22 protein-coding genes, 1 tRNA gene and 1 pseudogene are annotated in these 26,319 nt (G+C 71.8%); 12 read left to right on the top strand and 12 right to left on the bottom strand.

What is annotated here, in order from left to right; all coding sequences use genetic code 11:
* The coding region (locus tag O7614_RS32205; RefSeq protein ID WP_278142088.1) for a helix-turn-helix domain-containing protein at positions 1 to 434 on the top strand (434 nt) is incomplete at its 5' end.
* On the opposite strand, the gene O7614_RS32200 is transcribed toward O7614_RS32205, so the two are convergent.
* Both O7614_RS32200 and O7614_RS32195 read right to left on the bottom strand, forming a co-directional pair.
* Positions 435 to 965, bottom strand: a complete 531-nt coding sequence (locus O7614_RS32200; protein WP_278136486.1) for a nitroreductase family protein — start codon at positions 963 to 965, stop codon at positions 435 to 437. It abuts the gene before it with no gap.
* A gap of 84 nt (positions 966 to 1,049) precedes the next feature.
* Positions 1,050 to 1,841: a hypothetical protein gene (locus O7614_RS32195; RefSeq protein WP_278136485.1), complete on the bottom strand. Its 792-nt coding sequence runs from the start codon at positions 1,839 to 1,841 to the stop codon at positions 1,050 to 1,052.
* A gap of 259 nt (positions 1,842 to 2,100) precedes the next feature.
* On the opposite strand from O7614_RS32195, the gene O7614_RS32190 reads away from it, so the two are divergent.
* Entirely contained in the window at positions 2,101 to 3,366 is a 1,266-nt protein-coding gene (locus O7614_RS32190; protein WP_088987236.1) for an aspartate kinase, read from the top strand.
* A 5-nt stretch (positions 3,367 to 3,371) separates the two neighbouring features.
* The gene (locus O7614_RS32185; protein ID WP_278136484.1) at positions 3,372 to 4,433 is read left to right on the top strand and encodes an aspartate-semialdehyde dehydrogenase; all 1,062 of its coding nucleotides are present in this window, start codon (positions 3,372 to 3,374) and stop codon (positions 4,431 to 4,433) included.
* 108 nt (positions 4,434 to 4,541) lie between these two features.
* Here the strand turns inward: O7614_RS32185 and O7614_RS32180 are convergent, their stop codons facing one another.
* A complete protein-coding gene (locus O7614_RS32180; protein WP_278136483.1) occupies positions 4,542 to 5,951 on the bottom strand; it encodes a sensor domain-containing diguanylate cyclase in 1,410 nt (469 codons plus the stop codon).
* A gap of 70 nt (positions 5,952 to 6,021) precedes the next feature.
* On the opposite strand from O7614_RS32180, the pseudogene O7614_RS32175 reads away from it, so the two are divergent.
* Positions 6,022 to 6,276 (top strand): annotated as a pseudogene (locus O7614_RS32175) (bifunctional metallophosphatase/5'-nucleotidase); the annotation flags it as partial.
* Between the two features lie 643 nt (positions 6,277 to 6,919).
* On the opposite strand, the gene O7614_RS32170 reads toward O7614_RS32175, so the two are convergent.
* The gene (locus O7614_RS32170; RefSeq protein ID WP_278136479.1) at positions 6,920 to 8,203 is read right to left on the bottom strand and encodes an MFS transporter; all 1,284 of its coding nucleotides are present in this window, start codon (positions 8,201 to 8,203) and stop codon (positions 6,920 to 6,922) included.
* A gap of 120 nt (positions 8,204 to 8,323) precedes the next feature.
* Between O7614_RS32170 and O7614_RS32165 the strand changes: the two genes are divergently transcribed.
* Positions 8,324 to 8,797 carry a hypothetical protein gene (locus tag O7614_RS32165; RefSeq protein WP_278136478.1) on the top strand — a complete coding sequence of 158 codons (474 nt, stop codon included), beginning with the start codon at positions 8,324 to 8,326 and terminating at the stop codon, positions 8,795 to 8,797.
* Between the two features lie 49 nt (positions 8,798 to 8,846).
* Here O7614_RS32165 and O7614_RS32160 read toward each other — a convergent pair whose 3' ends face one another.
* The 4 genes from O7614_RS32160 to O7614_RS32145 all read right to left on the bottom strand — a co-directional run bounded on the left by O7614_RS32160 (position 8,847) and on the right by O7614_RS32145 (position 13,213).
* Entirely contained in the window at positions 8,847 to 10,736 is a 1,890-nt protein-coding gene (locus tag O7614_RS32160) for a hypothetical protein (RefSeq protein WP_278136477.1), read from the bottom strand.
* 174 nt (positions 10,737 to 10,910) lie between these two features.
* Positions 10,911 to 11,735, bottom strand: a complete 825-nt coding sequence (locus tag O7614_RS32155) for a class I SAM-dependent methyltransferase (RefSeq protein WP_278136476.1) — start codon at positions 11,733 to 11,735, stop codon at positions 10,911 to 10,913.
* 256 nt (positions 11,736 to 11,991) lie between these two features.
* A tRNA-Pro gene (locus tag O7614_RS32150) sits at positions 11,992 to 12,068 on the bottom strand.
* 251 nt (positions 12,069 to 12,319) lie between these two features.
* Positions 12,320 to 13,213 carry a metallophosphoesterase gene (locus O7614_RS32145; RefSeq protein WP_278136475.1) on the bottom strand — a complete coding sequence of 298 codons (894 nt, stop codon included), beginning with the start codon at positions 13,211 to 13,213 and terminating at the stop codon, positions 12,320 to 12,322.
* A gap of 25 nt (positions 13,214 to 13,238) precedes the next feature.
* Here O7614_RS32145 and O7614_RS32140 point away from each other — a divergent pair, with 25 nt between their 5' ends.
* Entirely contained in the window at positions 13,239 to 13,694 is a 456-nt protein-coding gene (locus tag O7614_RS32140) for a GatB/YqeY domain-containing protein (protein WP_278136474.1), read from the top strand.
* Between the two features lie 95 nt (positions 13,695 to 13,789).
* Here the strand turns inward: O7614_RS32140 and O7614_RS32135 are convergent, their stop codons facing one another.
* Positions 13,790 to 16,219, bottom strand: coding sequence for a transglycosylase domain-containing protein (locus tag O7614_RS32135; RefSeq protein ID WP_278136473.1), 2,430 nt, complete (start codon positions 16,217 to 16,219; stop codon positions 13,790 to 13,792).
* Between the two features lie 407 nt (positions 16,220 to 16,626).
* Between O7614_RS32135 and O7614_RS32130 the strand changes: the two genes are divergently transcribed.
* Entirely contained in the window at positions 16,627 to 16,947 is a 321-nt protein-coding gene (locus O7614_RS32130) for a WhiB family transcriptional regulator (protein WP_145778553.1), read from the top strand.
* Between the two features lie 6 nt (positions 16,948 to 16,953).
* On the opposite strand, the gene O7614_RS32125 is transcribed toward O7614_RS32130, so the two are convergent.
* From O7614_RS32125 to O7614_RS32115, 3 genes are read right to left on the bottom strand one after another with little or no spacing between them, the layout of a single operon-like run.
* On the bottom strand, positions 16,954 to 18,105 hold the full coding sequence (locus O7614_RS32125) for an ArsA-related P-loop ATPase (protein ID WP_278136472.1): 1,152 nt from the start codon (positions 18,103 to 18,105) through the stop codon (positions 16,954 to 16,956).
* A 54-nt stretch (positions 18,106 to 18,159) separates the two neighbouring features.
* Positions 18,160 to 19,137: an ArsA-related P-loop ATPase gene (locus tag O7614_RS32120; RefSeq protein ID WP_278142087.1), complete on the bottom strand. Its 978-nt coding sequence runs from the start codon at positions 19,135 to 19,137 to the stop codon at positions 18,160 to 18,162.
* 26 nt (positions 19,138 to 19,163) lie between these two features.
* The gene (locus tag O7614_RS32115) at positions 19,164 to 19,694 is read right to left on the bottom strand and encodes a hypothetical protein (RefSeq protein WP_278142453.1); all 531 of its coding nucleotides are present in this window, start codon (positions 19,692 to 19,694) and stop codon (positions 19,164 to 19,166) included.
* 663 nt (positions 19,695 to 20,357) lie between these two features.
* Between O7614_RS32115 and O7614_RS32110 the strand changes: the two genes are divergently transcribed.
* From O7614_RS32110 to O7614_RS32090, 5 genes are all read left to right on the top strand, one after another.
* Complete coding sequence (locus O7614_RS32110; RefSeq protein WP_278142086.1) at positions 20,358 to 20,843, top strand: hypothetical protein; 486 nt, start codon at positions 20,358 to 20,360, stop codon at positions 20,841 to 20,843.
* Positions 20,844 to 20,887: 44 nt separating this feature from the next.
* A complete protein-coding gene (locus O7614_RS32105; protein ID WP_007466198.1) occupies positions 20,888 to 21,043 on the top strand; it encodes a DUF4177 domain-containing protein in 156 nt (51 codons plus the stop codon).
* Positions 21,044 to 21,083: 40 nt separating this feature from the next.
* The gene (locus O7614_RS32100) at positions 21,084 to 21,545 is read left to right on the top strand and encodes a RidA family protein (protein ID WP_278142085.1); all 462 of its coding nucleotides are present in this window, start codon (positions 21,084 to 21,086) and stop codon (positions 21,543 to 21,545) included.
* Positions 21,546 to 21,739: 194 nt separating this feature from the next.
* Positions 21,740 to 22,576: an MBL fold metallo-hydrolase gene (locus tag O7614_RS32095; protein WP_278142084.1), complete on the top strand. Its 837-nt coding sequence runs from the start codon at positions 21,740 to 21,742 to the stop codon at positions 22,574 to 22,576.
* Complete coding sequence (locus O7614_RS32090) at positions 22,573 to 26,214, top strand: adenylate/guanylate cyclase domain-containing protein (protein WP_278142083.1); 3,642 nt, start codon at positions 22,573 to 22,575, stop codon at positions 26,212 to 26,214. The genes O7614_RS32095 and O7614_RS32090 overlap by 4 nt, the downstream gene beginning before the upstream one ends.
* Positions 26,215 to 26,319 lie beyond the last annotated feature (105 nt).

Genomic DNA, 26,319 nt, shown 5'->3' with positions numbered 1-26,319 from the left:
GGCTCGGTGACCGGGTGGTCAGCGACGACCCGTTCGAGCGGGACTTCGACCTCCGGGGCCGTGGGTTGGCGCTGAACCCGACGGTGTTCACCGAACGGCGGGTGCTGTGGAACCTGCTGGAGGACTCGCTGCCGGCCGCCGCGTACCCGGTCCGGGCGGTCGGAACGCTGTGGGAGGCGACCGGGGCGCCGCCCGGAGACCCGCTGGCTCGGGTGGTCGGCCCCGGCCGCGCCGCGCTGCTGCATCTGCTCGACACGCCGTCGACGACCACCGACCTGGCCCGACTCACCGGGATGTCCGCCGGGAACGTCTCCCAGCACCTGGCCGCGCTGCACGCCGCCGGCCTGACCTCACGGACCCGGCAGGGTCGGCACGTCCTCTACCGCAACACCGACGCCGCGAGAGTCCTGCTCCGGGCCAGTCAGGGTGGGTGATCAGGCGAGCAGCAGGTCGGCGAGCGGGCGGCGGCGGCGCAGGCCGATCTCCCGGGCGCGCAGGTCGGCCGGGAGGGCGAACGGGTCCCCGAGCCGGCCGACGGCGGCGACCACCAGTGGGCGGACGTCGCCGGGCAGGTCGAGTTCGGTGGCGAGGCCGGTCTGGTCGAAGTGGGTGAGCTGGCGCACGTGCAGGCCGAGCGCGGTGGCCTGCAACGTCAGGTGGGCCATCGCCTGACCCAGGTCGTACGCGGCCCGCTCGGCGTCGTCACCGGTGTGCGCGCCGACCACGAGGGTCGCGGCGTGCCGGGCCCAGCACTGGTCGTCGCCCGGGAGGCTGATCATGATCCGCTTCCAGATCTCGTCGTCCCGGTGGCCGATGGCGAACCGCCACGGCTGCCCGTTGTCCGCCGACGGTGCCCAGCGCGCGGCCTCCAGCAGCGAGGTCGCCTCGTCCGTTGTCAGTTCGGCGCTCGGGTCGAAGGCCCGGGGGCTCCAGCGGAAGGCGAGCAGCGGAGTCAGGTCAGCCATGACGGGAATCGTCCTGTATGGGTGATTCGCCGGTCAGGTCGGGTTGGGGAAATGTGGGCAAACGCACCCGTAACGGTATGAAGATCAGGGCGTTCCCGCGCCCGGGCTGTCCGTCGGATCAGGAGTCGGCGGCGCTGCGGTGTCCAGTGGTTCCCGGTCGACCACCACCGGGCCGGCGAGCTGCACGGTGGCCGGAGCCGGGCCGGGCGGGGCGGCCAACCGCAACGTCCCCGACCCGGTCCGGACGCCGGTCGGTGTGCCGTCCCGGTCGTAGCAGTAGATGCCCACGTCCAGCGGGGCGTTCAGCGACGCCGAGGTGGAGTCCACCGAGTAACAGGTGCCGGCCAGGCCCTCGGGCGTCTCGGCCGGGGCCACCGCCAACGGCGCGCGTCGGTCGGTGAGCACGTCCAACCAGTCGGTGAGCGGATGGTGCAGGCGGGGGTCCGACCGGCGCGGGATCGTGTCGTCGCGCTCACCGAGCCGTACGCAGCTCGACGACTCCGGTCTGCCGGCAGACGGCAGAGCGCACTGGAACAGCCCGTCGGGCGTGGCGGCCATCGAGACGTCAACGGTGCCACCCCACGCGCCGCCCGGGACGTCGACCCGCCAACTGCCGTCGTTCGCGCTGGTGAACACGATGGTGCGGTCCGGCTGGCCGGCCCGGCTGTAGACGTACTGCGCCACCATGTGGCGGTCCTGGGCGGCTGCGGCCAGGGCGGCCAGCTCGTCCCGGGCGGCGTCCACCTCGACCGGCCCCGGGCCGGTCGGCGTCGGGGTCGGGGTCGGCGGCGTGCTGGTGCAGGCGACCAGGAGTGTCGGCAGGGCGAGCACGAGCGGCCCGAGCACGCGGCCGGCCGAGCGGATGAGGTCGGGCACCGGCCCATTCTGGTGGCTGCGGGCGATCGGTGGGGGTTGGCAGGTACCAGGCTCGGTCCGGCGTGTCGGACGGGCTCGTGTTTGCGTACCCCCGGAGCTGGTGAGGAGCGGTCCGGCCGCACCCGTGCGGGCCGGATGGTGGGATCACCTGACCCGCCGTCGTTACCCGCCGGATACCCTCAAGGGGTTTGACACGCGCCGCCGGCCCCGGTTCCGGCGGCGTCGGCACGCTCAGGGTCGCTGGGAGGGAGTGCACGTCGTGGCACTCGTGGTGCAGAAGTACGGCGGGTCGTCCGTCGCCAACGCCGAGCGGATCAAGCGGGTGGCCGAGCGCATCGTCGCCGCCCGCAAGGCCGGCGACGACGTGGTGGTGGTGGTCTCCGCGATGGGGGACACCACCGACGAGCTGCTCGACCTGGCCAACCAGGTCAGCCCCCTGCCGCCGGGCCGCGAGCTGGACATGCTGCTCACCGCCGGCGAGCGGATCTCCATGGCGCTGCTCGCCATGGCGATCCACAACCTGGGGTACGAAGCACGCTCGTTCACCGGCTCGCAGGCCGGCGTGATCACCACCTCGGTGCACGGCCGCGCGCGGATCATCGACGTCACGCCAGGGCGGCTCAAGGGCGCGCTCGACGAGGGGTCGGTGGTCATCGTGGCCGGCTTCCAGGGCGTCTCGCAGGACACGAAGGATGTCACCACCCTGGGCCGGGGCGGGTCGGACACCACCGCCGTGGCGCTCGCCGCCGCCCTGCACGCCGACGTCTGCGAGATCTACACCGACGTGGACGGCATCTTCACGGCCGACCCTCGGATCGTGCCCAACGCCCGGCACATCCAGCACATCACCTATGAGGAGACGCTGGAGCTGGCCGCCTGCGGTGCGAAGGTTCTGCACCTACGTAGCGTGGAATACGCCCGCCGGGCGGGGTTGCCGATCCACGTCCGTTCGTCATACTCGACCAACACCGGCACGATGGTCACCGGATCGATGGAGGACCTTTCCGTGGAGCAGGCACTGATCACCGGGGTCGCGCACGACCGCAGCGAAGCCAAGATCACGATTGTCGGGGTGCCCGACGAGCCGGGTGCCGCCGCGCGGATCTTCGACACCGTCGCCGGCGCCGAGATCAACATCGACATGATCGTGCAGAACGTCTCCACCGAGGGCACCGGTCGCACGGACATCTCGTTCACCCTGCCCAAGGCCGACGGCCCGACCGCGATGGCCGCGCTCAGCAAGATCCAGGAGCCGGTCAAGTTCAAGGGCCTGCTCTACGACGACCACGTCGGCAAGGTCTCGCTGATCGGTGCCGGCATGCGTTCGCACCCCGGTGTCGCCGCAGGCTTCTTCGCCGCGCTCGGCGCTGCCGGCGTCAACATCGAGATGATCTCCACCTCCGAGATCCGGGTCTCCGTGGTCTGCCGGGACACCGACCTCGACGCCGCCGTCCGCGCCATCCACGACGCGTTCGAGCTGGGCGGCGACACCGAAGCCGTGGTCTACGCGGGGACGGGTAGGTAGCGCCGATGACGGCGCTGCCCACCCTCGCCGTGGTCGGAGCGACCGGTGCCGTCGGCACCGTGATGTGCGAACTGCTCACCGGACGACGCAACGTCTGGGGTGAGATCCGACTGCTCGCCTCCGAGCGTTCGGTCGGGCGACGGGTGCGCTGCCGAGGCGAGGACCTGGTCGTCCAGGCGCTGACCCCCGAGGCGTTCGACGGGGTCGACGTGGCGATGTTCGACGTGCCCGACGAGGTCTCCGCCGAGTGGGCGCCGATCGCCGTCTCCCGAGGCGCGATCGCCGTCGACAACTCCGGCGCGTTCCGGATGGACCGGGACGTCCCGCTGGTCGTTCCGGAGATCAACCCCGAACAGGTCCGCAACCGACCCCGGGGCATCATCGCCAACGCCAACTGCACCACCCTCGCGATGATCGTCGCGGTCGCGCCGCTGCACCGTGAGTACGGCCTACGGGAGTTGGTGCTCGCCTCCTACCAGGCGGTCTCCGGGGCGGGTAAATCCGGTGTGGACATCCTGCACGACCAGCTCAGCAAGGTCGCCGGTGATCGGGCGCTCGGCTCCCGCACCGGTGACGTCCGGCAGGCGGTCGGCGACGACCTCGGCCCGTTCCCGGCCCCGATCGCGCTCAACGTGGTGCCCTGGGCCGGCTCCCCGGCCGACGCCGGTTGGTCGTCGGAGGAGATGAAGATCCGCAACGAGTCGCGGAAGATCCTCGGCCTGCCCGACCTCAAGGTGTCCGCCACCTGCGTCCGGGTGCCGGTGGTCACCGCGCACTCGGTGGCCGTGCACGCGGTGTTCGCCAGCGAGGTGGACGCCGAAGGCGCCCGGGAGGCGCTGCGCAACGCACCCGGAGTGATCCTGGTCGACGATCCCGCGGCCGGAGAGTTCCCGATGCCGATCGACGCCGTCGGCACCGACCCGTCCTGGGTCGGCCGGATCCGCCGCGCCCTGGACGACCCCCGCGCCCTCGACTTCTTCGTCACCGGCGACAACCTGCGCAAGGGGGCGGCCCTCAACACGGCCCAGATCGCCGAACTCCTCGCCAAGGAGCTCCGCACGTCCTGAGGGCCGGGGTGGTCGCGGTCGATCATGGACTTGTGGTGGGCGTTTTGACCCCGCAAAGGGTGAACGTCCCCACCACAACTCCATGATCGACGGTGGTTGCGGGCGGGGCTAGGCAGCGGACAGGCGTACGCCGTCGCGGCCCTGGCGCTTCACCGCGTAGAGGGCCTGGTCGGCCCTTCGCAGGGTGCGGTCGGGGGTTTCGCCGGGGCGGGGCAGCGCGACGCCCACACTGATCGTGCGGCCGATGCGTCGGGCCGCCTCGGCCAACCGCTCGGCGATCCGGACCGCCTCCTCGGGGCGGCTCACCTCGATCACCGCGACGAACTCGTCGCCGCCGATCCGGTACAGCTCGTCGCCGTGGCGTAGCGCGCCCTCCAACGCCCGGGCCAACCCGACCAGCACCCGGTCGCCGGCCTGGTGGCCGTACGTGTCGTTGACGGTCTTGAAGCCGTCGACGTCGATCGCCAGCAGGGCCGTACGCCCTGGGGTGGCCGTCGCGATCCGCTGCCCGAACGGGCCGGTGTGCCGCAACCCGGTGAGCGGGTCGGAGCTGGCCTGCTCCCGCAGTCGGGCCAGCGTGCGCAGCCGGTCCAGGCTCGTCCAGGCCTGCCCGGCGAGCAGCTCCATCAGGCTGACCGTGGTCGGGTCCGGGCGCAGTGCGCGTTCGTCCGCGACCAGCAGCACCCCACCGACCTCCGGGGGCCCCACCGGAACGGCGACCAGCGTGCGCACCCCGGCCCGGGTCAGCGGACGATAGTCCTCGGTCGGGGGATGGCCCGCCTCGCCCAGCGTGTACCCAGCTCCGTACCGGTGTGCCCGCTCGACCATCCGGTCCAGCGCGGCCGGACCCGACTCGGTCAACTCGGCCCGAATCCGGATCTCCAGATCGCCCGGCGTTGCCGGTGCCGGGCCGAACTGACCCGCCATCAGCAGCACCGCGGTGGAGAGGGCGGAGACCTCACGCGCGGCGCACGCCGCCACGCCCAACACGTCCGCCTCGGTGGGCGCGGTGGAGAGCGCGGCCGCGTGCCGGAGCAGCTTCTCGCTGCGGCTCTCCTCCGGTGGCCCGCCGAGGGCGGCGATCCGCGCACCGAGCCGGTCGGCCACCTGCTGTGCCGTCTCCCGCCACGGCTCCAGCTCGACCGGCTCACCCCACTGCAGGTCGAGGACGCCGATCGGCCGACCCGCCGGGTCCAGCACCGGTACGCACAGCTCGGCCGTCACGTCCGGGCGTACCGGAAGGTAGTCCGGATCGACCGTGACGTCCGGGACGGCCGCGGGGGCGCCGGTGGCGTACACCCGGCCGACGATGCCGGTTCGCGCCGGCACGGTGGCGAAGACCTGCCAGGCCCCGGTCGCCGCGACGCAGCGCAGACGGTCGTGTGTCGCGAGCAGCACGGAGATGGTTGCCGGGGTGTGGCGGGACAGCGCGGTGACCGTCCACCGACAGGCTTCCGGCGTACTCGACGCCATCGGCAGGCGGACGGTGACGTCACGGATGACTCGCTGATGATCCACTCGCACGTCGTTCCAGGTAGGGGAGGAGCCCGGCCGGCGCCGAGCCGCGCGATCAAGCGTACACGCCGCCCCGTGCGCCTGCATCCGCGTGGTCCGGGGGCAGCCTCACCATCAGCGGCATCACCGCCGACACCACCGCCACGTACTGCATCACGGTGAACCGGCCGGCGGCGGCGACGGGTTCAGCGCCCTCACCGGGGGGACGAACCAGGTCACCGGCCAGATCGACCTGGACGCCTTCGTGGACTACCTGACCGCCCAGTCGCCGGTTTCCGCGCCGACGCTGGACCGGATCCGCACCACCGCCGAGGTCCCCGCCGCCTGACGGCCGACCCCGCGACGTCGGGCCCCGGAGTGAGCGCTCCGGGGCCCGACCCGTCCCCGACCCGTCCCCGACCCGTCCCCGACCCGTCCTCGACCCGTCCAGTCCACATGCCGCCCCGCCTGCTCGTCCCGGCCCCTGCCTGCCCGCCCCTGCCTATCTCTTCTCGCCCTGGCCCCGCCTCGCCCTGGCCCCGCCTCGCCCTGGCCCCGCCTCGCCCTGGCCCCGCCTCGCCCTGGCCCCGCCTCGCCCTGGCCCCGCCTCGCCCTGGCCCCGCCTCGCCCTGGCCCCGCCTCGTTTCGCCCGGTCGCCCAGCCGGTCGTGTCGGCCGCGTGATCACGCTGCACCCTTGAAGTAGTGGCCTCCGGGCGCGTGGATGCCACTCGAACCAGGATCGAGCGTGATCTTGCGGTCGGAGGCAGCATCCGGGAGCAAGATCCGCGCAACATCGGGGATGTTGCTGTCTCCCGTTTGCCGCAGGCAGCAACATCGGGGAACCTGCGCGGATCTTGGGCGCCGGGCCACCCGGGCGCTGGGTGCCGGACTAAACGCCGGGGGTGCTGGGTGAGGGCGGGGTGTGGGTTAGTCCTTGTCGCTCCGCTGCGCGAAGCGGCCCTAATCGGGAGGAAGTCGGTCTACTTCCGAGTTAGGCGGGGGTGGGGGTCGGCTCGGGGGAGGTGAGGGCCGGCGTCAGTCGGCCGTCCTGGTCCGTGGTGAGCAGTCGGCGCAGGGATAGTGCGACCAGGGAGGCGATCAGGCAGCCGCCGACCACCGTCGCCACCCAGACCTTGCCGTCTGCCGCGCCGATGAGCGGTCCGGCGGTCACCGGACCGATCACACCGCTGATGCCGAAGATCATCGAACTCATCGCGTTGTACCGGCCGCGCAGCTCGTCGGTGGCCAACGCGTTGGTCAACGCGGGCATGACCGGTGACAGCATCGTCTCGCCGAAGCCGAAGATCGCCGAGCAGGCCACCACGCAGAGGGCGGCCAGCAGGGCGTTCTTACCGCTGACCAGGCCAGCTACGCCGAGGACCAGCCAGGCGGTGGCGAACACCGCACCCACCACCGCCAGCGCACGGGTGCGGCTGCGCCCCTCGATCCGGCGGATCACCAGCAGTTGGGCGAGCACGATCATCACGGTGTTGGCGGCGAGCGCCCACGCCACCACTCGGGTCTCCACCTCGGCCACTCGCACCGCGTACGCGGCGAAGCCCACCTCGATCTGTCCGTAACCGCAGGTGGTGAGGATCAGCCCGAAGATCACCAGCCGTCGGAACGGACGGTCGCGAAGCACGGTCAGATAGCCGCCGGGCGACGGTTCGTCGACACCACGACGGTTTCCGAGTCGGTGACCCACCCCGGGCAGGGTGAGCAGGATGATGGCCGGCAGCAGGTAGGTCACCGCGTCCAGCAGATAGATCGTTTGGAAGGTGCTGAGTCGGGCGGTGTCGACGATCGCGCCGGAGGTCATGCCGCCGATGCCGATGCCCAGGTTGAGCAGGGCGAAGTTCAGCCCGAAGACGCGTTGCCGCTCACCGTCGTCGGTCAACGAGGCGAGGATCGTGTTCTGCCCGGACCAGATCGCCGAGCTGCCAACGGCGATCACCGTCATCACCAGCAGTGCCGACCCGGACGAGTCGACCAGCGCGAGCGAACCGGTGCCGATCGCTTCGATCAGTAGGCAGGGCACCACGATCCGACGCGCGCCGAACCGGTCGATCAGCGTCCCACCCAGCGGCGACAAGGCCAGGGTGACCGCGCCGTACCAACCGATCACGAGCCCGGCGCGGGCGTCGGTGAGCCCGCGTACGTCGGTCAGGTAGATGAACAGGAACGGCAGGGTCAGGCCACGCCCGATCGCCGACAGCAGGGTGCCGACGAGGATCCGGCGGGCTTCTCGACGGCGGGGCAGGGCACGACGCAGCATGACCGGCATTCTGTTCGTCGGGTGTGACACCACGCGACTCGTTTTGAGCGCACCCCGCTGTCGCCGAGGCCGACGGGTGATCAATCGCACGGTGTCCGCCGGGTCTGCGATGCTGGCCCGATGACCGGCACCTGGCGACATCTGCCCGCTACCGCCCGCGCCATCGCGGTGACCGCCACCGCGGCCGTGGCCGCCGCCCAGGCACGTGACGGGCAGGCGTACGACGAAGCGGTCGTCGGGCTCGCCGCCGACGAGCGCTCCGGCCTGGTGCTGGGCGCCGTGGTCCGGCTGCTGTTGGAGGAGAGCCACCCGGAGGGGCTGGCCGGTGATGACGTCCGCCAGGTGTTGACCCGCTGTGTGCAGGGGGCGGCGCGGTGGCGTTCGGACGTCGACCCGCACGTGGTGCTCGTCCTGCTGGCCGGGGCGCTGGGCGTGTACGACCCCGAAGGTGACGAGTCGCGACCGGACGCGTCGGCCCTGGCCCGGCACGCACCGCTGCTGGTGGCGGACCTGCTGGCGGCGACCGGCGCGCCGTTGGACGGCTACCTGGCCGCCGCGTTCGCCGAGATCGAGCGCACCGAACGACAGGACTGACGGACGGGGGCGACCACACCCGTGTGTGGCCGCCCCGTGTCCGGGTGGGTCAGGAGGCGGAGGCCGCCACCTCGAACGAGTACCAGTTGGGGTAGTCGCTGACCGTGCCGTCGGCGCGTACGGCGTAGACGGTCAGGTCCACGTACCCGATGGCGGTCGGCGTCCAGGTGATCGTGGCCCGGCCGTTCGCGTCGGCCGCCACCTCGGTCGGCTCGGCGCCGTTGAAGCTGTACTGGTAGGCCGTGGTGTCCGTCCAGCCCGGGGGTGGGGAGAAGGTGAAGGTGCCCTCGATTCCCACTCCGCCGACGGCCGAACCGTCCGGCGAGGAGTAGACGTCGGACTTCACCCCGGGGCCGGGATAGAAGGACGTGGACCAGTTGGCCTCCGGTGAGACGAACCCGTTGTCGCTGCGGCTGCGTACCTTGAGGTGGTGCCCGTTCGGGTTCGTGGCGAAGAAGCTGAAGAAGGCCGTGCCGTCCTCCTGGGCGTCCCGCGTCTCCGGCGTTCCCCCGTCCAGGGTGATCTCGTAGTCGCGGACACCGGTGACACCGGGGGCCGGGACGAACTTCAGCAGCACTTCCTGCCCCCACTCGGGCGTACCGTTCTCCACCCGCACCTCGGGCTCGACCCGCGGCACCAGAGTGCGGTACTCGACGGTCTCGGAGACGTTGCCCGCGAGGTCGATCGTGCGGACGCTCAACCGCTGCGGCCCGGAGCCGATCAGATCGATCGTCACGGTCGCCGAACCGCCGGGGGTGTTCGCCCGCACCGATCCCGGCTGGTCCAACGGGTGGGTGCACTCCAACTGGCCGTACGCGCCGCTGGCCGAGCAGCCGTGGCCGCCCAGGCTGCGCCACGAGTATTCGAAGCCGGCGACGTCCTTGTCGCCGTTCCCGGAGAAGGTGAAGACCGGCGACACGCCGGTCGGCGCCGCCTCGCCTGTGCTGTCCTGCGGGTAGTTGGCCGAGGTGATGGTGGGCTCGACGGGGGCGGTGCGGTCGTGGGTGAAGAAGCACTTCTTCGACCAGGGCGAGTAGTCCGCGCCGTCGGTCGCCCGAGCCTGCCAGACGTAGGTGGTGCCGTCGACCAGCGTGCCCTCGGGCAGGTTGACCCGATTGGCTCGGCCGGTGAGGCCGTGCTCACCGGTGAACACCTGGCGAGCGTCCGGGTTGGCTTTCGGCCAGATGGCGACCTCGGTCTCGACCGCGCGCTCGTCGTACTCGTCGGCGTCGCTGCCGACCGCCTCCAGGATGCTGGCGAACCCGCCGATGCGCGGGTAGGGCGCGAGTTGGGTGCAGGGCAGACCACCGTTGTACAGGTGGGCGGTGTCGATCTGCGGCACCGAGTTGAACTCGACGTTCAGGTCGACGCTGCGGTACGGGTGCAGCCGCCGGCCGTAGGACGCGTCGCTCTCGTACTGCTCCGGCACCCGGATCTCGAAGGTGATGTGACGCTGCCGGTGTGCCACCGCATCCTGCACCGCCGCGCCCACGTCGAACGTGATGGAGGCCCCCGGGCAGAACTGCACCGGAGTGAGGACCTCGCCGAGCTTGGCGAGCGGCGCGGGTGCTCGGTTCCAGGTCGGCGTCGTGGTGACCGGCTTCGTCCGCCAGATCTCGACGGCACGCTTGCTGCAGTCGGCGACGCTGCGTTCCTCGAGGAACACCTTGCCGCCGTAGATCTTCTTGCCCTCGTAGGCGGAGAGGTCGAAGGTGGCGTACACCCGCGAGGTGTGGCTCTTGCCCTTGTCGTCCTGCCAGGTGCCGAGCGGAACGTCGGTGGTGCTGTCCACCGGGTACGCCTTCTTCGGCGTCGCCGAGTCGGTCCACCCCACCTGAACCGACGGCGGACCGTCCAGGTGGGGTGCTGCGGTGGCGGCGTTCGCGGTGGAGATGAGAGTGAGCCCGCTGACGCCCAGCGTCAGCGCGATCGCGCTCACGATGCCACGGCGCGGCCTGGATCTGATCACAGTGAATGTTCCTCCCCGTTGTCACCCGTCGATTGAACGGATGATCAACCGAATCAGATCGCGCGCGGCAGCCAGGCGGCAACCACCTTTCGGCCGGCTCCGGGGCCCGTCGATAGGATTGATGATCAACGAGAGATGCCGGTGTCAGGCGGGAACGGTGGTCCGCCGCGCCACGACCTCCAGGTATTCCGCCGAAATCCGCACCGTGCCGTCGGTGGCCCGGTTGCGCGTACGGGCCAGCTTCACCAGGTCGGCGTGCAGCTCCGCTCGGCGCTCCTCGGGCAGCGCCTCGAACGCCTTCAACGTCGGGCCGTAGTTGGCCCGGAAGAAGAGGGCGAACTCCTCAGGTGTGCCGAAGCGGAAGACGAACTCCCGGCGTACCGCCCGAAGGTCGTGCACGGCCGCCCCGAGCAGCTCACGGACCCGGTCCTCGTCGCCCCACTGCACCGGCGGGCGCAGCCCGGCCGGGGGCGGCACGTGCCGCCCCACCGTGCGGAACAACTCGCCGATGAAACCCTGCGGCGTCCACGACGCCAGCGCGACCGTGCCTCCGGGCCGGCAGACCCGGACCAGCTCGGCCGCCGCCCGCTCCTGGTTCGGGGCGAACATCACGCCGACGACGGAGAGCACCGCGTCGAAGGCACCGTCGACGTACGCCAGGCGCTCCGCGTCCCCGGTCACGAACGTGACCGGAAGCCGTTCCGCCGAGGCCCGCGCGTGGCCGCGTTCCAACAGTTCGGGTACGTAGTCGACGCCGGTCACCGCGCAGCCGCAGCGGGCGGCGGCGATGGCGGCGTTGCCGGTCCCGGTCGCCACGTCCAGCACCCGAGCGCCCGCCGACAGGTCGGCCGCGGTCACCAGCAACTCGGCAATCGGGTGGATGAGGGCGGCGACGGCCCCGTAGTCGCCGCTTGCCCAGGTCACCTGCTGGCGTGCCTTCACGGCGGTGAAATCGAGTGCGGTGGTCATCAGTGGTCTCCCTCGGACGGCTCGTCGTGCCACCGACGCTAGGTGTGACAGCACGTCCAGGGATCGGTAGAAACACCTATATCGGCTGCGTAGAGCCCGTGTGAGGCCACCGCCGAGCGCGTGCCGGCGGCGCTGCTTCACAGATCGTCGGCCTGCCAGTCACCATCAACTGCCTTTTCCTGCGCCCAGGATGGGCGAAGCGCCCGGATACGAATCAAGGCCCCTCCGTGGAGGGGCCTTGACCTGCTGTTACCTCTGGTCGGGGTGGCCGGATTCGAACCGACGACCTCTTCGTCCCGAACGAAGCGCGCTACCAAGCTGCGCCACACCCCGAGGCGTGCCGACAAATAGTAGCCCACCCGGTCCGATGGTCAAACTCGGTACCCCCGCGGCCCGGAGCACCCCGCAGCCCACCCAGGATCCGCACACCATCGCCGATGCTGCTGCCTCAGGACGCGCCGAGGCAGCAACATCCCCGATGCTGCGCGGGTCTTGACCGGCGGGCGCGGCGTGCACCGGCGGGCGCGGCGTGCACCGGCGGGCGCGGCGTGCACCGGGGGGCGCGGCGTGCACCGGGGGCCGGGTCAGCGGGGGATGAGGGTCAGGATGCTGGCCTCCGGAGGGCAGGCGAAGCGGACCGGTGCGGTGGGGTGGGTGCCCAGGCCGGCGGAGACGTGCAGCCAGGAGTCCGAGCCCGGCCACCGGTGCAGGCCGCGCGCCATCGAGCGGGGCAGGCCGCAGTTGGTCACCAGTGCCCCGTAGCCCGGTACGCAGACCTGACCGCCGTGGGTGTGCCCGGCCAGCAGCAGCCCGAAGCCGTCCGCGGCCATCTGGTCGAGCACCCGTGGTTCGGGGGAGTGCGTCACCGCGATGGACAGGTCGGCCGAGGACGAGACCGCGCCGGACACGGCAGGGTAGTCGTCCCGGTCGATGTGGGGGTCGTCGACGCCGACCAGGTCGAGCTGCCGACCGCCGGCCTTCAGCATGGTCCGGGCGTTGTTGAGGTCGGCCCAGCCGGCGCCGGTGAAGACCTGACGCAGCTCCTCGTAGGGCAGCTCGACGCCCTCGGTGTACTCCCGGTCGGGCAGGAAGTAGGTGAACGGGTTCTTCAACACCGGGCCGGTGTAGTCGTTGGAGCCGAAGACGAACGCGCCGGGGAAGTCCAGCAGCGGCTGTAGCGCCCGCAGCACCCCTGGGACCGCGCCCGGGTGGGCCATGTTGTCGCCGGTGACCACCACCAGGTCGGGGTCCAGGGCGGCGAGCGACGCCACCCACCGCTGCTTGCGTGCCTGGTCGGGCATCATGTGCAGGTCGGACAGGTGCAGCACACGCAGCGGCTCCGCGTCGACCGGGAGCACCGGCACGTCGTACCGCCGCAGGGTGAACATGTTGCGCTCGACGAGCGACGCGTACGCGAGGGTGGCCGCGCCGACCGTGGCGGTTCCGGCGGCAAGCCGGAATAGTGTGCGCTTTCGCATGGCGTTCAGGGTAGTTTGACCGTCCATGAGCACGCTGAAGGACCGCCTCACCGCCGACATGCGTTCCGCGCTCAAGGCGCGCGACGAGCTGACCACCTCCACGCTGCGGATGGCCCTGGCCGCCGTCGGCAATGCCGAGGTCGCCGGCAAGGCCAAGCGCGACCTCACCGACGACGAGGTGCTCGCGGTGCTGACCAAGGAGGCCAAGAAGCGCCGGGAGGCCGCCACCGCGTTCGCCGACGCCGGCCGCGCCGAGCAGGCCGCGAAGGAGACCGCCGAGGGTGAGGTGCTGGACCGTTACCTGCCCAGGCAGCTCCCGGACGCCGAGTTGGCCGAGCTGGTGTCGGGGGCGCTCGCCGCGGGCGGCTTCACCGGGAAGGCCCAGATGGGCCCGGCGATGAAGGCGGCCCAGGCCGCGGTGGCGGGCCGGGCCGAGGGTGGCCGGGTGGCCGCAGAGGTACGCCGACAGCTCGGTCTCTGACACGCAGCGGGACCAGCGTCGGCCTACTGGGGCCGGACAGACGAACGGGCGGGCACCCGAGGAGGGTGCCCGCCCGTTCGTGTCAACTCGTCGGCTCAGCCGCCGGGACGACCGCCGGGTCGACCACCGGGCTGGTTGCCGGGCGGGTTACCCGGCGTGCCGCCGGTGTTGCCCGGCGCGCCGCTGCCGCTGCTGACCTGGATGCTGACCAGGCCACCCTTGATCGTGCGTCCGTCCGGGCTGGTGCCGGCGGCGTCGCCAGCCTTGCACGAGGAGGGGACCTTCGCGCTGGAGACGACCGGTTCGAAGCCGGCGCCCTTGAGCCGGGACTTCGCCTGGTCCACCGAGATGCACTTCACGTCGGGGATGCTGCGCTGGTCGCCCTCGGAGATCTTCTGGCCGGGCGGCTCGAAGTTAATCTTCGGCTTGCCCTTCATGGCGTCCCGCAGCGTCTCCCACACCGGCGGGTTGATGCCGTCCTTCTCCGCGTGCTTCATCTTGACGTTCGTCTGCGGCCAGTCCGGGTCGGCCATGATGCCGGCCACCGAGTACTGCTTGGTCATCGCGACCAGCGCGGCGGTCTTCTCCGAGTCGGTGGTGCCGGACTTGCCGGCCACCGGGTAACCGACGTCGTTGCGGACGTTGCCGGCGGTGGCACCCGTGCACTTCGAGGACGACGACTTGTCACCGACCGGGCAGCGGGCGGCGTCCACGGCGGCGCGGGCCACGTCGGTGCTGAACCGCTTCTCGCACCGCGGGTTGGCGATGTCCAGCTTGTTGCCCTCCGGGTCGCGGATCTCCTGCACCGGGATCGGTTCGCAGTACTTGCCGTCCGCGGCGAGGGTGGCGTAGGCGTTGGCCAGGTCGAGCGGGGTGGTCTGCGAGACGCCCAGGGTGAACGCACCCCACTGGTGCGCACCCTTCTCCAGGTCCAGGTCCTCCTGGGACCGGAAGTTGATGCCCAGCCGCTTCGCGGCCTTGACCACGTTCTCCGCACCGACCTGCTGCTGCAGGGGCACGAAGTAGGTGTTGACCGAGCGGCCGAACGCGCTCCACATGTTGTGCGGGCCGGCCATGCTGTCGGTGGAGTTGGTGGGGCAGTAGAAGCTGGTCCCCGGGCAGGCCGCCGGGCCAGGCCGGATGATGTACTCCGACTTGAACTGCTTCTGCGCGTTGATGCTGTAGCTGAGCGGGATGCCCTTCTCCAGCGCCGCCACGATGGTGAAGATCTTGAAGGTCGAGCCGGCCTGGTAGCCGGTGATGCCATCGCCACCGGTGAGCAGCGGGTTCACCGTGGCCGGGTAGTTGCCCCGGATCTTCTTCTTGCTCTTCGCCGGGTCGCTGGAGATCTTGTTCTTCGGGTTATTCGGATCGTCCAGCTTGAACTGCCGGTTCACCGCTAGCGCCCGGACCCGGCCGGTGCCGGGCTCGACCACCGCGACCATGGCGGCTTCCTTGCTGTTCTCGCTCTTGGCCTTGCGGACCGCCCTGTCCGCGGCCTTCTGCGCCTGGACGTCGATCGAGGTGACGACGGTGTAGCCGCCGCTCTTCAGACGACGCTCGCGGTCGTACGTGGTGGAGCCGAACGTCTCCTGATCCATCCACCAGCGGTAGAAGTAGTCGCAGAAGAAGCCCCAGCTGTTGACGTTGGCGGAGACGCAGCCGTTCGGGGTGCGCTTGTCCTTCACCTCGAGCTTGACGGCCTTGGCGGCGTCGGCCTCCTGCTGCGTGATGGCCTTGATCTCGACCATGTTGTCGATGACGTAGTCGCGCCGTTCCAGGGCGAGCGGGTAGCCGGCCTTGGTGGTCGGGTCGTTCGTCGTCGGCGCCTTGACCATGCCGGCCAGCAGCGCCGCTTCCTCGATCTTGAGCTTGCTCGGCGGCTTACCGAAGTAGACCTGGCTGGCGGCGAAGATGCCGTACGCGCCGTTGCCGAACGAAGCGAGGTTGAGGTAGCGGGTGAGGATCTCGTCCTTGGAGAACTCCTTGTCGACCTGGAGGGCCAGCCGCATCTCGCGGAGCTTGCGGGCGCTGGTGTCCTCGGTCGCCGCCACCACGTCGGCCGGGTGGGTGGCCGAGTAGGCGATGGCCAGCCGGACGTACTGCATCGTCAGCGTCGACGCGCCCTGCCGGCCGGCGCCCTCGTTCTGGTTGTTGACGAACGCGCGGGCGACACCGTTGATGTCGACGCCGTTGTGCTTGTAGAAGTCGTGGTCCTCGGCCGCGATGATGGCCTTCTGCATGTACGGCGAGATGTCGGCGAGCTTCACGTCGCGCCGGTTCTCGTCGTACATCGTCGCGAGCGGTGTCTTGCCGTCGGAGGCCAACAGGTAGCTGATCTGTGGCGCGCGGGCCACCGTCAGCTCTGTGGGCAGGGCGCCGAATGTCTCGGCGCCGGCCTTGGCGGCCAAGCCGGACATCGCCACCGCGGGGAAGGCCGCCGCAGCGACCACCACGCCGGCCAACAGGCCACACACGAGTAGCGATGCGGCGTTGGTCAGCACATTGTGGTCACGTTTCCGCATCCAGGTCACCTCGACAGGGTACGCGAGTAGGGAACGAGGGGCGCTGGGGCGTTCTTTCCCCATTTCCTGCGCGCGCTGCCCTCGTTGTGCTAAACGCACGACCCCCGGTGCTTGGTTGCGTGTGACCTGGCGTGAGTCTCCTCCGATTCAGCGAGGCGGCGCAGCGTTATCGCCGACCTGGGCGGGGTAACCGGCGGTCGAAGGCCCGGGAAGCCGGGAGTGTCCGGAATGATGGATTTGGCCGACAACGTTGCGTAATCGGTCGACTACAGAGCATGATGGAGGCGGCGACAAGGCCAGATGTCGTCCGCGCCGCCTTGGGGAAGGCAGGCCGGGCGATCGGGGGGAATTGCCGGCTGACGTGCATCGACGAGGTCGGTAGGTACTGCAAGGGGGGACGTGTACACATGGGCATGATCACTGACTGGCCGTCACTGGCGGCATGTCAGAACGGGGACCCGGACGCGTTGTTCGTACAGGGCGCCGAACAGAACGTGGCGAAGCGGATCTGCCGGAGCTGCCCAGTTCGGTACGAGTGCCTGGCCGACGCGCTGGACAACCGGATCGAGTTCGGTGTGTGGGGTGGCATGACCGAACGCGAACGGCGGGCGCTGCTGCGTCGTCACCCGCAGGTGACGAGCTGGCGCAAGATGTTCGAGGCCGCGATGAAGAAGAACAGCAAGGACAAGACCGGCAAGGACAAGATCCTGGTCAGCGCTACCAACTGACGCCGGTCACGGCCGGCTGATCGCCGCGCCGATCGTCCGCAGCCCGTCGACGTCGTGTACGTCGGCGGGCTGAGCCGTCACCGACACCGCGGGCACCGCCGGGAACGCCTCGGTGAAACGCGCGGCGACCTGCTGCTCGCGTACCGCCTGGCGGGCCAGCGCCGCGTGCGCCCGCAACACGTCGACGGTGGCCTCGTGCCCACCCAGCTCGGTCAGCCGCTCGGCGGCGACCCGGCTCTGCTCGGCGTCCAGCTCGGGCACCACCGGTCGGTGCACCCGGTTGAGCACCAGGCCGGCGAGCGGCATCCGCTCGTCGCGCAGACGGCCCGCGAAGTAGGCGGCCTCCCGGACCGCGTCCGGCTCCGGTGCGGCGACCAGCAGGAAGGCCGTCTCCCGCGCCTGGAGGATGCGGTACGTCTGCTCCGCGCGCTGCCGGAAACCGCCGAACATCGAGTCAAGGGCGGCCACGAAGCCGGACAGGTCGGTGAGCAGTTGGGCGCCGAGCACCTTCTGCACCACCTTCGAGAACATCCCGAACGAGGCCGTGACGAGGCTGAACATGCTCCGCCCGCCGCTGCGCGCCGGAGCCAGCAGCAGTCGCAGCATCCGGCCGTCGAGGAAACGGGAGAGTCGGGCGGGCGCGTCCAGGAAATCCAGCGCGGACCGGGACGGGGGCGTGTCCACCACGATCAGGTCCCACTCGCCGCGGGCGTGCAGCTGGCCCAGCTTCTCCATCGCCATGTACTCCTGCGTGCCGGCGAAGGTCGAGCTCATTGCCTGGTAGAACGGGTTCGAGAAGATCTCCGCGGCCTTCGCCGGATCGGTGTGCTGCAGCACCACGTCGTCGAAGGTGCGCTTCATGTCCAGCATCATGGCGTGCAACTCGCCGCCGCTGCTCTCGACGTCGATGCCCTTGACCTGGCGAGGGGTGTTGTCCAGCTCGGTCAGGCCCAACGACTGCGCCAGCCGGCGAGCCGGGTCGATGGTGAGCACCACCGTGCGTCGGCCGTGGTGTTCGGCGGCCCGCAGCGCCAGTGCCGCGGCGGTGGTGGTCTTTCCCACCCCGCCGGCACCGCAGCACACGACGATCCGCACGCCCGGGTCGGCGAGGATCTGGTCGACGTCCAGCTGCGGCGCCGTGTCTTCGGAAGGCACCAATCGAGCGTATCGGGCCGCGTGGGTCCACGCGCCCGTGCTGAGCTCAGGTGTGAGTCAATCGGCGCTGACGAGGGCCTGGGCCAGGGTCGAGAGGCCCACCCGGTCCACCCCGTCGGGCAGCAACGGCAGCTCGATCATCGGCAGCCCCAGCTCCACCAGGTCGGCGCGGAGCGAATCTTCCAGTTCGCGCCGGATGAGCTGGTCCCGGGCCTCGTCGTGCAAACCGGCCACGGTGTCCCGATCGGCCGGCAGCCCGGCGGCGACCAGCCCACGTCGCAGCTCCGCAGCCGTGACCGCGGGGCCGGCCGGCAGCCGCGGCCGAGCGCCGTTGACGATCACTTTCCCGATGCCGAAGCCGAGCGAGGTCAGGTCGGCGATCGCGTCAACCGTCTCCTGTACCGGCATCTCCTCCAGCAGCGTGACCACATGCACCGCGGTCATCGGGGAGCGCAGCAGCGCCGAGACACCCTCGCTCTGGGTCTTGATCGGGCCCACCTTGGCCAGCCGGGCGGTCTCCGCCGTCACGTTGAGGAACCGGCCGATCCGCCCGGTCGGCGGGGCGTCCAACACCACCGCGTCGTACGCGCGGCGCTGACCGGAGGTGCGGGTGGTCGCCTCCTTCACCTTGCCGGTGAGCAGCACGTCCCGTAGGCCCGGCGCGATGGTGGTGGCGAAGTCGATGGCGCCGAGCTTGCGCAGCGCCCGGCCGGCCGCACCCAGCTTGTAGAACATGTCGAGGTACTCGAGCAGCGCCTCCTCGGCGTCCACCGCGAGAGCGCGTACCTCACCGCCGTCCGGTGCGTCGGCGAGGTGCCGTTCCTCGTAGGGGAGCGGGTCGATGCCGAACAGCTGGGCGATGCCCTGCCGTCCTTCGACCTCCACCAGCAGGGTGCGCCGGCCACCGGCGGCGAGCGCGAGAGCCAGGGCCGCTGCGACGCTGGTCTTGCCGGTGCCGCCCTTGCCGGTCACCACGTGAAGGCGGGCGGACCATCGGGTACCGGCCGGCTCGATCGGCCGCTCAGCTGCACACACCCGTCGAGCCTATCCAGGCCCGGCGTTCACGCGACCTCGCAGACCCACCAACCCGTCTTCTGCACCACCGTGAAGCGCAGGTCCTGGTCAGCCACCTTCTCGTCGGAGGTGATCATGGTGACGCGGGTGGAGACGGTGGCCCGGTCGCCGGTCTGGTTGTCCACCTTCGGGGTGGTCCACCGGAAGCGCGGGTTCTGGTGCGCGGAGGCGTACTTCTCCACCTCGGCGACTTTCGCGGCGATCTTCTCGTCGTCGCGGGAGGCTGCGCAGACCCGACTGGCCGCCTTGGCGGCGTCGCGGTCCTTGTAGACCGCCGTGAGGAACTCGTCGACGGCGACCGTCGGCTCCTTGGCGCCCTCGCCGGTCTCGGCGTCGCGCAGGGTCAGGAACGCCACCACACCGCCACCCACGCAGAGCACCATGATCACGACCAGTGCGATCGCCGCGATGAGCAGCCCGCGCTTCTTCTTCGGCTCGGCTGTGCCCTGGTACGGCGGATATCCCGGCGGAGGAGGCGGGATATCCGTGGTGCCTGGCTGTGTCGCGGCCGCAGCCACGGCGGGACCGCCGGGCCCTTCCGGCTGCCCGGCGCTGGTCTGCCCGGCGCTGGTCTGCCCGGCGCTGGTCTGCCCGGGGAAGGCCGGCTGGGCCGGGGGGCCGGCTGGCTGCCCGGGGAAGGCCGGTGAGGTGGGGCCGGCGGGAAGTGCCGGCTGGGCGGGGGACGCGGGGAGGGCGAGCTGCCCGGGCGGCGGGGCGGAGGTGGGCTGGCTGGGGATGGTCGGCGTGCCGGGCTGACCGGCGGAATCCGGGTGGGCCGGCGGGTGAGCGGGTGTGCCGGCCTGGTCGCCGCTGGGCGGGTGGGTCATGTCGTTCCCCCAGGGGTGCGGCGCCCGCCGCCACCCCTGGCGCCGAGCGTGATCGAGCGGGCGGTCGGGCGCTGCGCGACCGTCCGACCGGAAGAGTAGCGGTCGATGACCGGATCGGTGTCTCCGCGGCCGTGCCGCACGGTCCAGCGATCCGGTCGGCGGTACCCGGGTCCATCTCGGTGTCAGGCCCCCGACCTGCGGTGTGTCGCATATGTGACTGTTGGTCACTGGTTGTGCGCGTCCTATTGGCGGGACTGGGGCCACCGACCTACCTTCGTCCCGGTGCGGGGGCCGGAACGGACGAATACGTCCGGGCCGGAAGCATGATCCGAGAGGTACGACCGGAGGCAGTGCATGCGCGACGCGGACAACATCCCTCGTACCCAGTTCCCGACCAACGACCGGCCTCGGCGGCCCGGTTCCGCGGTCGAGACCGGCGGGGGGCCCGTCGGCGGCCATCCGGTCAACGAACGGTCGTACCGCCGAATGCCGGAGCAGGCGGAGGTGGCCCGGACGCCGATCCACCCCGCCGAGCGGGCCCGCGACGACGACGAGGCGGGCTACGTCATCCACCTGCCGATCCGGGTGCCGAGTCTGGCGGCGGCGACCGTGCTGGCCGGCCGGGTCGCGGTGTCCCTGGGCTTCCTGCCCGAGCTGGACGCCGGCGAGACCACCGTGTCCAACGCCGACGACCAGAACAACCGGCACCGGGTCTTCTGTGACCTGCTGCTGCCCGACCGGTCCCGCTGCCCCCAGGGGTACGAGCACGAAGGGCTCTGCGGGGAGTTGCCGGCCACGCCGGAGCAGCGTCCCGCGTCCCGCCCGGCCAGCGGACCGTAGGCTGTCCCTCGAACAATTCCGCACCGAGAGGGAGCCCTTCAGCGATGCAGAAGTGGGAATACTCCACGGTCCCGCTGCTGGTCCACGCGACCAAGCAGATCCTCGACAACTGGGGCGAGGACGGGTGGGAGCTCGTCGCCGTGGTCCCCGGGCCCAACCCGGACCAGCTGGTCGCCTACCTGAAGCGGCCCAAGGCGTGAGCGCGGACAGCGCGGCGCAGCGGACTCCCGGGGTGACGCGGTGAGCAACGGTCCGCACGCGAAGCTTGCCGAGCTGGGCTTCGAACTGCCCGACGTCGTGCCGCCGGTGGCCAGCTACGTGCCGGCCGTCCAGTCCGGCCAGCACGTGTACGTCTCCGGCCAGTTGCCGATCGCCGAGGGCAAACTGCTCGCGACCGGCAAGGTCGGCGCCGGGATCTCCGCCGAGCAGGCCAAGGATCTGGCCCAGCGCTGCGCGCTCAACGCGCTGGCCGCGGTCGACTCACTGGTCGGTCTGGAGAACGTCGTCAAGGTGGTCAAGGTGACCGGTTTCGTGGCCTCCGCGCCCGGGTTCACCGGTCAGCCCGCGGTGATCAACGGTGCCTCCGACCTCTTCGGCACCGTCTTCGGCGAGGCTGGTCGCCACGCCCGGAGTGCCGTCGGAGTGGCCGAACTGCCCCTCGACGCCCCGGTGGAGGTCGAGCTGATCGTCGAGGTCGCCTGAACCTCGGCGGTCCCGCCATCTGTCGGAAGGAAGGGCCCCTTCCTATACCTCAGGCGTTAGTAAGGGGCCCTTCCTATACCTCAGGCGTTAGTAAGGGGCCCTTCCTATACCTCAGGCGTTAGTAAGGGGCCCTTCCTTCCGGTTCGCTGGGCAAGATCGTGGGGTGTGGCGAGCGGGGTCGTACGATCGCAGCCATGAGCGGGCACGTGACGGCGCCGGCGGCGGCGCTGGCCGACGAGCTGCCGACCTGGGTGACGTTGCTGCGCGCGCCGAACCCCGGGCCGATGACCCTCGACGGCACCAACACCTGGGTGCTGCGCGCCCCGTCGGCCGAGCTGGCCGTCGTGGTCGACCCGGGGCCGGCGGACGAGGGGCACCTGACCCGCATCGCCGAGCACGGGCCGATCGGGCTGATCCTGATCACGCACGGCCACCCGGACCACACCGAGGGCGCCGCACGGCTGAGCGACCTGCTCGGAGGTGTGCACGTCCTCGCCGCCGACCCGGCACACACCATCGGCGGCGAGCCGCTGACCGAGCCGGGTGAGCAGCTCGGCGGCTTCGGCCTGGAGATCCGTCTGCTGGGCACGCCGGGGCACACCGCCGACTCGGTCTGTTTCCTGGTCGAGCACGGCGACGAGCGGGTCGTGCTCACCGGGGACACCATCCTCGGCCGGGGCACCACCGTGGTCGCCCACCCGGACGGGCACCTCGGCGACTACCTGACCAGTCTGGAGCTGCTGTCCGCGTACCGGGGAATCCCGGCCCTGCCCGGGCACGGCCCGGCGTTGGCCGACTGCGCCGCCGCCGCCGACTTCTACCTCGCACACCGCCGGGCCCGGCTCGACCAGGTCCGCGCCGCGGTCGCCGCCGGTGCTCGCACGCCCGCCGACGTGGTGGCGGCGGTCTACGCGGACGTGGACCGCTCGCTCTGGTGGGCGGCCGAGTGGTCGGTCCGCGCCCAGCTCGAATATCTGGGTGTCGACTCTGGGGAATCCGCGCCCGGGGTCAGTGGGTTGGAGCACATGTGACCTGCCCCGTGTGTGGAACCGTCGCCGTTCCCGGCGCGCGGTTCTGCCACAACTGCGGTGCCGCGCTGCCGGCCGCCGCGACGTTGCCGGCGGCCGAGCGTCGGGTGGTCACCGTGCTCTTCGGTGATCTCTCCGAGTTCACCTCCTGGTCGGAGGATCTCGACCCGGAACGCGTCGGCGCGGTCACCGACCGGGTGCTCGCCGCGCTCGCCGGTGCGGTGAAGACGTTCGGCGGGCACGTCGACAAGCTGACCGGCGACGGGATCATGGCGGTCTTCGGCGCCCCGGTGGCGCACGAGGACGACGCCGAACGCGCGGTCCGGGCCGCCCTGTCCATGCAGCGGGCCGTCCGGCGGGTGCTCGACGACGAGCGGGGCGGCGGCGCGCCGCTCGGGCTGCGGGTCGGGTTGAACACCGGCGACGTCATCGCCGGCATCCAGGCCGCGATCGAGTACACGGTCATCGGCGACACGGTGAACACTGCCGCCCGGCTGGCCGACGCCGCCGCCGTCGGCGCGGTGTACGCCGGAGGGCGCACCGCCGCCGCGACCCGGCACGTGTCGTCCTGGCGGGCGCTGCGCCCGCTGCGGCTCAAGGGCAAGCGGGAGCCGGTCGAGGCGTACGAGCTGCTGGGTCTCCTGGACGCGCCGGGCACCCGGTCGGGGCTCGGCGACGAGGCGCCGTACGTCGGCCGGGAGACGGAGATCGGCCGGGTCGCCGGTCGGCTCGCCGAGGTGATCGACCAGGGTGACCCGCGGGTGCTGCTGATGACCGCCGAGGCGGGCATCGGCAAGTCCCGGTTCGCCGCGGAGGTCGAGCGCCTCGCCGCCGGGTACGACGTCGGTGCCGGGCGGTACGCGGCGCACACGGGTGCCCGGGTGCTGTCGGTGCGGTGCGCGGCGTTCGGTGAGCGACGCCGGCTCGCGCCCCTGGCCGACCTGGTTCGTGCCGCCGTCGGCCTGCCCAGCGACGCGGCCACCGCACTGACCCGACCGGCGGTGGAGGAGAGGCTGCGGCGGCTCGGGCAGCGGCTCGCCCGCTCCGGCGGTGAGACCGCGCCGATCGCCACCGAACAACTGCTCGCCCTGCTCGGCTACGGCGACATCTCCGCGCACACCGGCACCGGCACCGACACCGGCGAGTGGGGTGGGTCGGGCGTCCCGGCCGCGGACGCGGAGGCGGTGCCGAACGCGGTCGCCGACCTGCTCAGCGGCCTCGCCTCGGAAGCGCCGCTGGTGATCGTCGTGGACGACCTGCACGACGCCACCGCCGAGACGATCAGCGCCCTCGGTCTGACGCTGTCCAGGCTCACCGGCCCGGTGCTGGTGCTGCTGCTCGGTCGGCCGGAGCTGGTGCGTACCGCCGGGGCGCTGACCCGGGTCGCGGACGCCGAGGTGCACTCGTTGCCGCCACTGCGCGGCGCCGACGCGGCGCGGTTGCTGACGAGCTACCTCGGCGGCGGCAGGTTGCCACAGGCCGACACGGACCGGCTGCTCGCCACCGCGCAGGGCAACCCTTTCTACCTGGCCGAGCTGGTCACCCTGCTGATCGAGCGGGGTGCGCTCACCACGGAGTCCGCGCGGGGCGTCCGCGCACCGTCGGAGCGGACCGGCGCCGGCGAGCGCGAGCAGAGCCCGTCGGCGGGCTGGCGGCTGGTGCCCGGTTCGCTGGGCAGCCGCCTGCTCTCCCGGGACCTCGCCGCCGTCCTCGCCGCCCGGATCGACGCGCTGCCGCCGGACGCCCGGTCGGTGCTGCGGGACGCCGCGGTGATCGGTGACACGGTGCCGAACGGGGCGTTGGAGGCGATGCGCGAGCAGCGCGCCGGCCGCGACGGCCGGCCGTCCGCCGTGGTCGCCGTGGAACTCGACCGGGCCGTCGAGGAACTGCTGCAACGGCGGATGCTGCACCGCTCACGGACCGGATTCTCGTTCGCGACCCCGCTGATGCGGGAGGCCGCGTACGCCGGGGTGAGCAAGGCGGAGCTCGCCGAGCGGCACGCCGCACTGGCCCGCTGGGCGGCGCCGGCGGACGAGGCCGCCCCCGCCGCGCCGGGCGGGTTCACCGACGAGGCCCGGGACGACTTCGTGGCGACGCACGTCGAACGGGCCGCCACGCTCGCCGACGCGGTGAAGCTGCGTCCGGACGCGCCGGCCCGCGCGGTGGTACCACTCGGTGTCGCCGCGCTCGGCCGGGCCGCCCGCCGGTCGCTGTCCGCCGGTGAGCCGGTGCTGGCCGTCGAGTACGCCGAACGCGCCACCGAGCTTGCCCGCGACGGAGTGCCGGCGGCCGATCGGGTGGTGCACGCCCGGGCCCTGCTCCAGGTCGGTCGTGTCGTCGACGCGCTGGCCTACGCCGAGAAGATCGCCGCGAACGCGGGGGACGAGGCGACCCGGGTCGGTGCCCTGCTGCTCGCGGGGCAGGCCCAGGAGACCCTCGGTGACCAGGGCCGGGCGATGACCGCCTGGCAGGAGGCGTTGCAGGTGGCCACGGCGGCCGAGTTGCCCGTCCAGCGCGCCACCGCGATGCGCCGCCTCGGCATGGCCGACTTCGTGGCCGGGCGGCTGAGTCAGGCGAGCAGCCGGTTGGCTGCCGCGTACCAGGTCAGCCTCGGCGCGAAGGATCGGCGCGGGCAGGCCTGGTCGCTACAGAACCTGGCCTGGGTCACCACCACCCGGGGTGACTTCGCCGGCACCGACGCCGTGCTCGGCCGGGCCGCCCGGCTCTTCGCCGAGCTGAAGGATCCGTACGGGCGGGCCTGGCTGCGTGGCACCACGGCGTTCGCCCGACTGCTCGCCGGCCGGCTGCGCGAGGCGTGCCGGATGGCGCAGGTGTTCCTGCCCTTCGGGGAGCGGGTCGGCGAGGCGTGGGCGGTGGGCACGCTGCGCGCGGTGGCCGCCTTCGCCACCGCCGAGCTGGGCGACCTGGCCGAGGCGGACCGGGAGGCCCGGCGGGCGTACCGGGAGTTCGCCGCCGCCTCCGACGACTGGGGGCGCGGGTTCGCGCTGGTGGTCCGCGCGGTGGTGGCGCGGGGGCTGGGCGAGCCGGAGCACGCCGCGGACCTGCTCACCGACGCACTGGCGTACGCCGAGCGCACCTCGCACCCGCTGCTCACCGGGATGGCCGGCACGTTGCGCGGTTTCGTGGCGTTGGACCTGGGCGACCGCGAGACCGCCGAGCGGATGGCCCGGGCGGTGCTGACCACCGTGGAGCCGCACAATCCGCAGGCTCCGGCGCAGGTGGCACCTCGGGTGCTGCTGGCGACGGCGCGCCTGGCCGCCGGCGACTCGGCGACCGCGGTCGGGCTGCTCGCCCCGGTGGCCACGGCCGCCGCGAACCAGCCCTCGCTGCTCTTCTCCCGCCGCCAGACGATGGCCCAGTACGCGTCGGCACTGCTCGCCCACGGTCAGCGGGAGCAGGCGTTGGACTGGGCCCGCCGGGCGGTCACCGCGCCGGCCGAGGACGTGCGCGGCCAGGTGATCGCGGCCATCGTGCTGACCGAGGCGCTCGCTGCCTGCGGCCAGTCGGCGGAGGCGCTGTCCTGCGCGGACGAGGCGGTCCGCCTGGCGTACGCGACCGAGCAGCGCAGCGAGCGCGCCGCCGCCGATGCCCTCCGTGCCCGCCTCACCCCCACCCCCTGACGCTGGTGATCAAGAGGTTGCGTCAGGAAGCGGCCTCCGGTGACCGAAACCTCTTGATCAACCCGATGGGGTCGAGTCTGGGAGGGGGCAGGGTTTCTGCCGGTT

The sequence above is a fragment of the Micromonospora sp. WMMD961 genome (assembly GCF_029626145.1).
GTDB lineage: Bacteria > Actinomycetota > Actinomycetes > Mycobacteriales > Micromonosporaceae > Micromonospora.
Note: the sequence above shows the minus strand (reverse complement) of the source record. Positions and strands in the feature narration are given on the sequence as shown.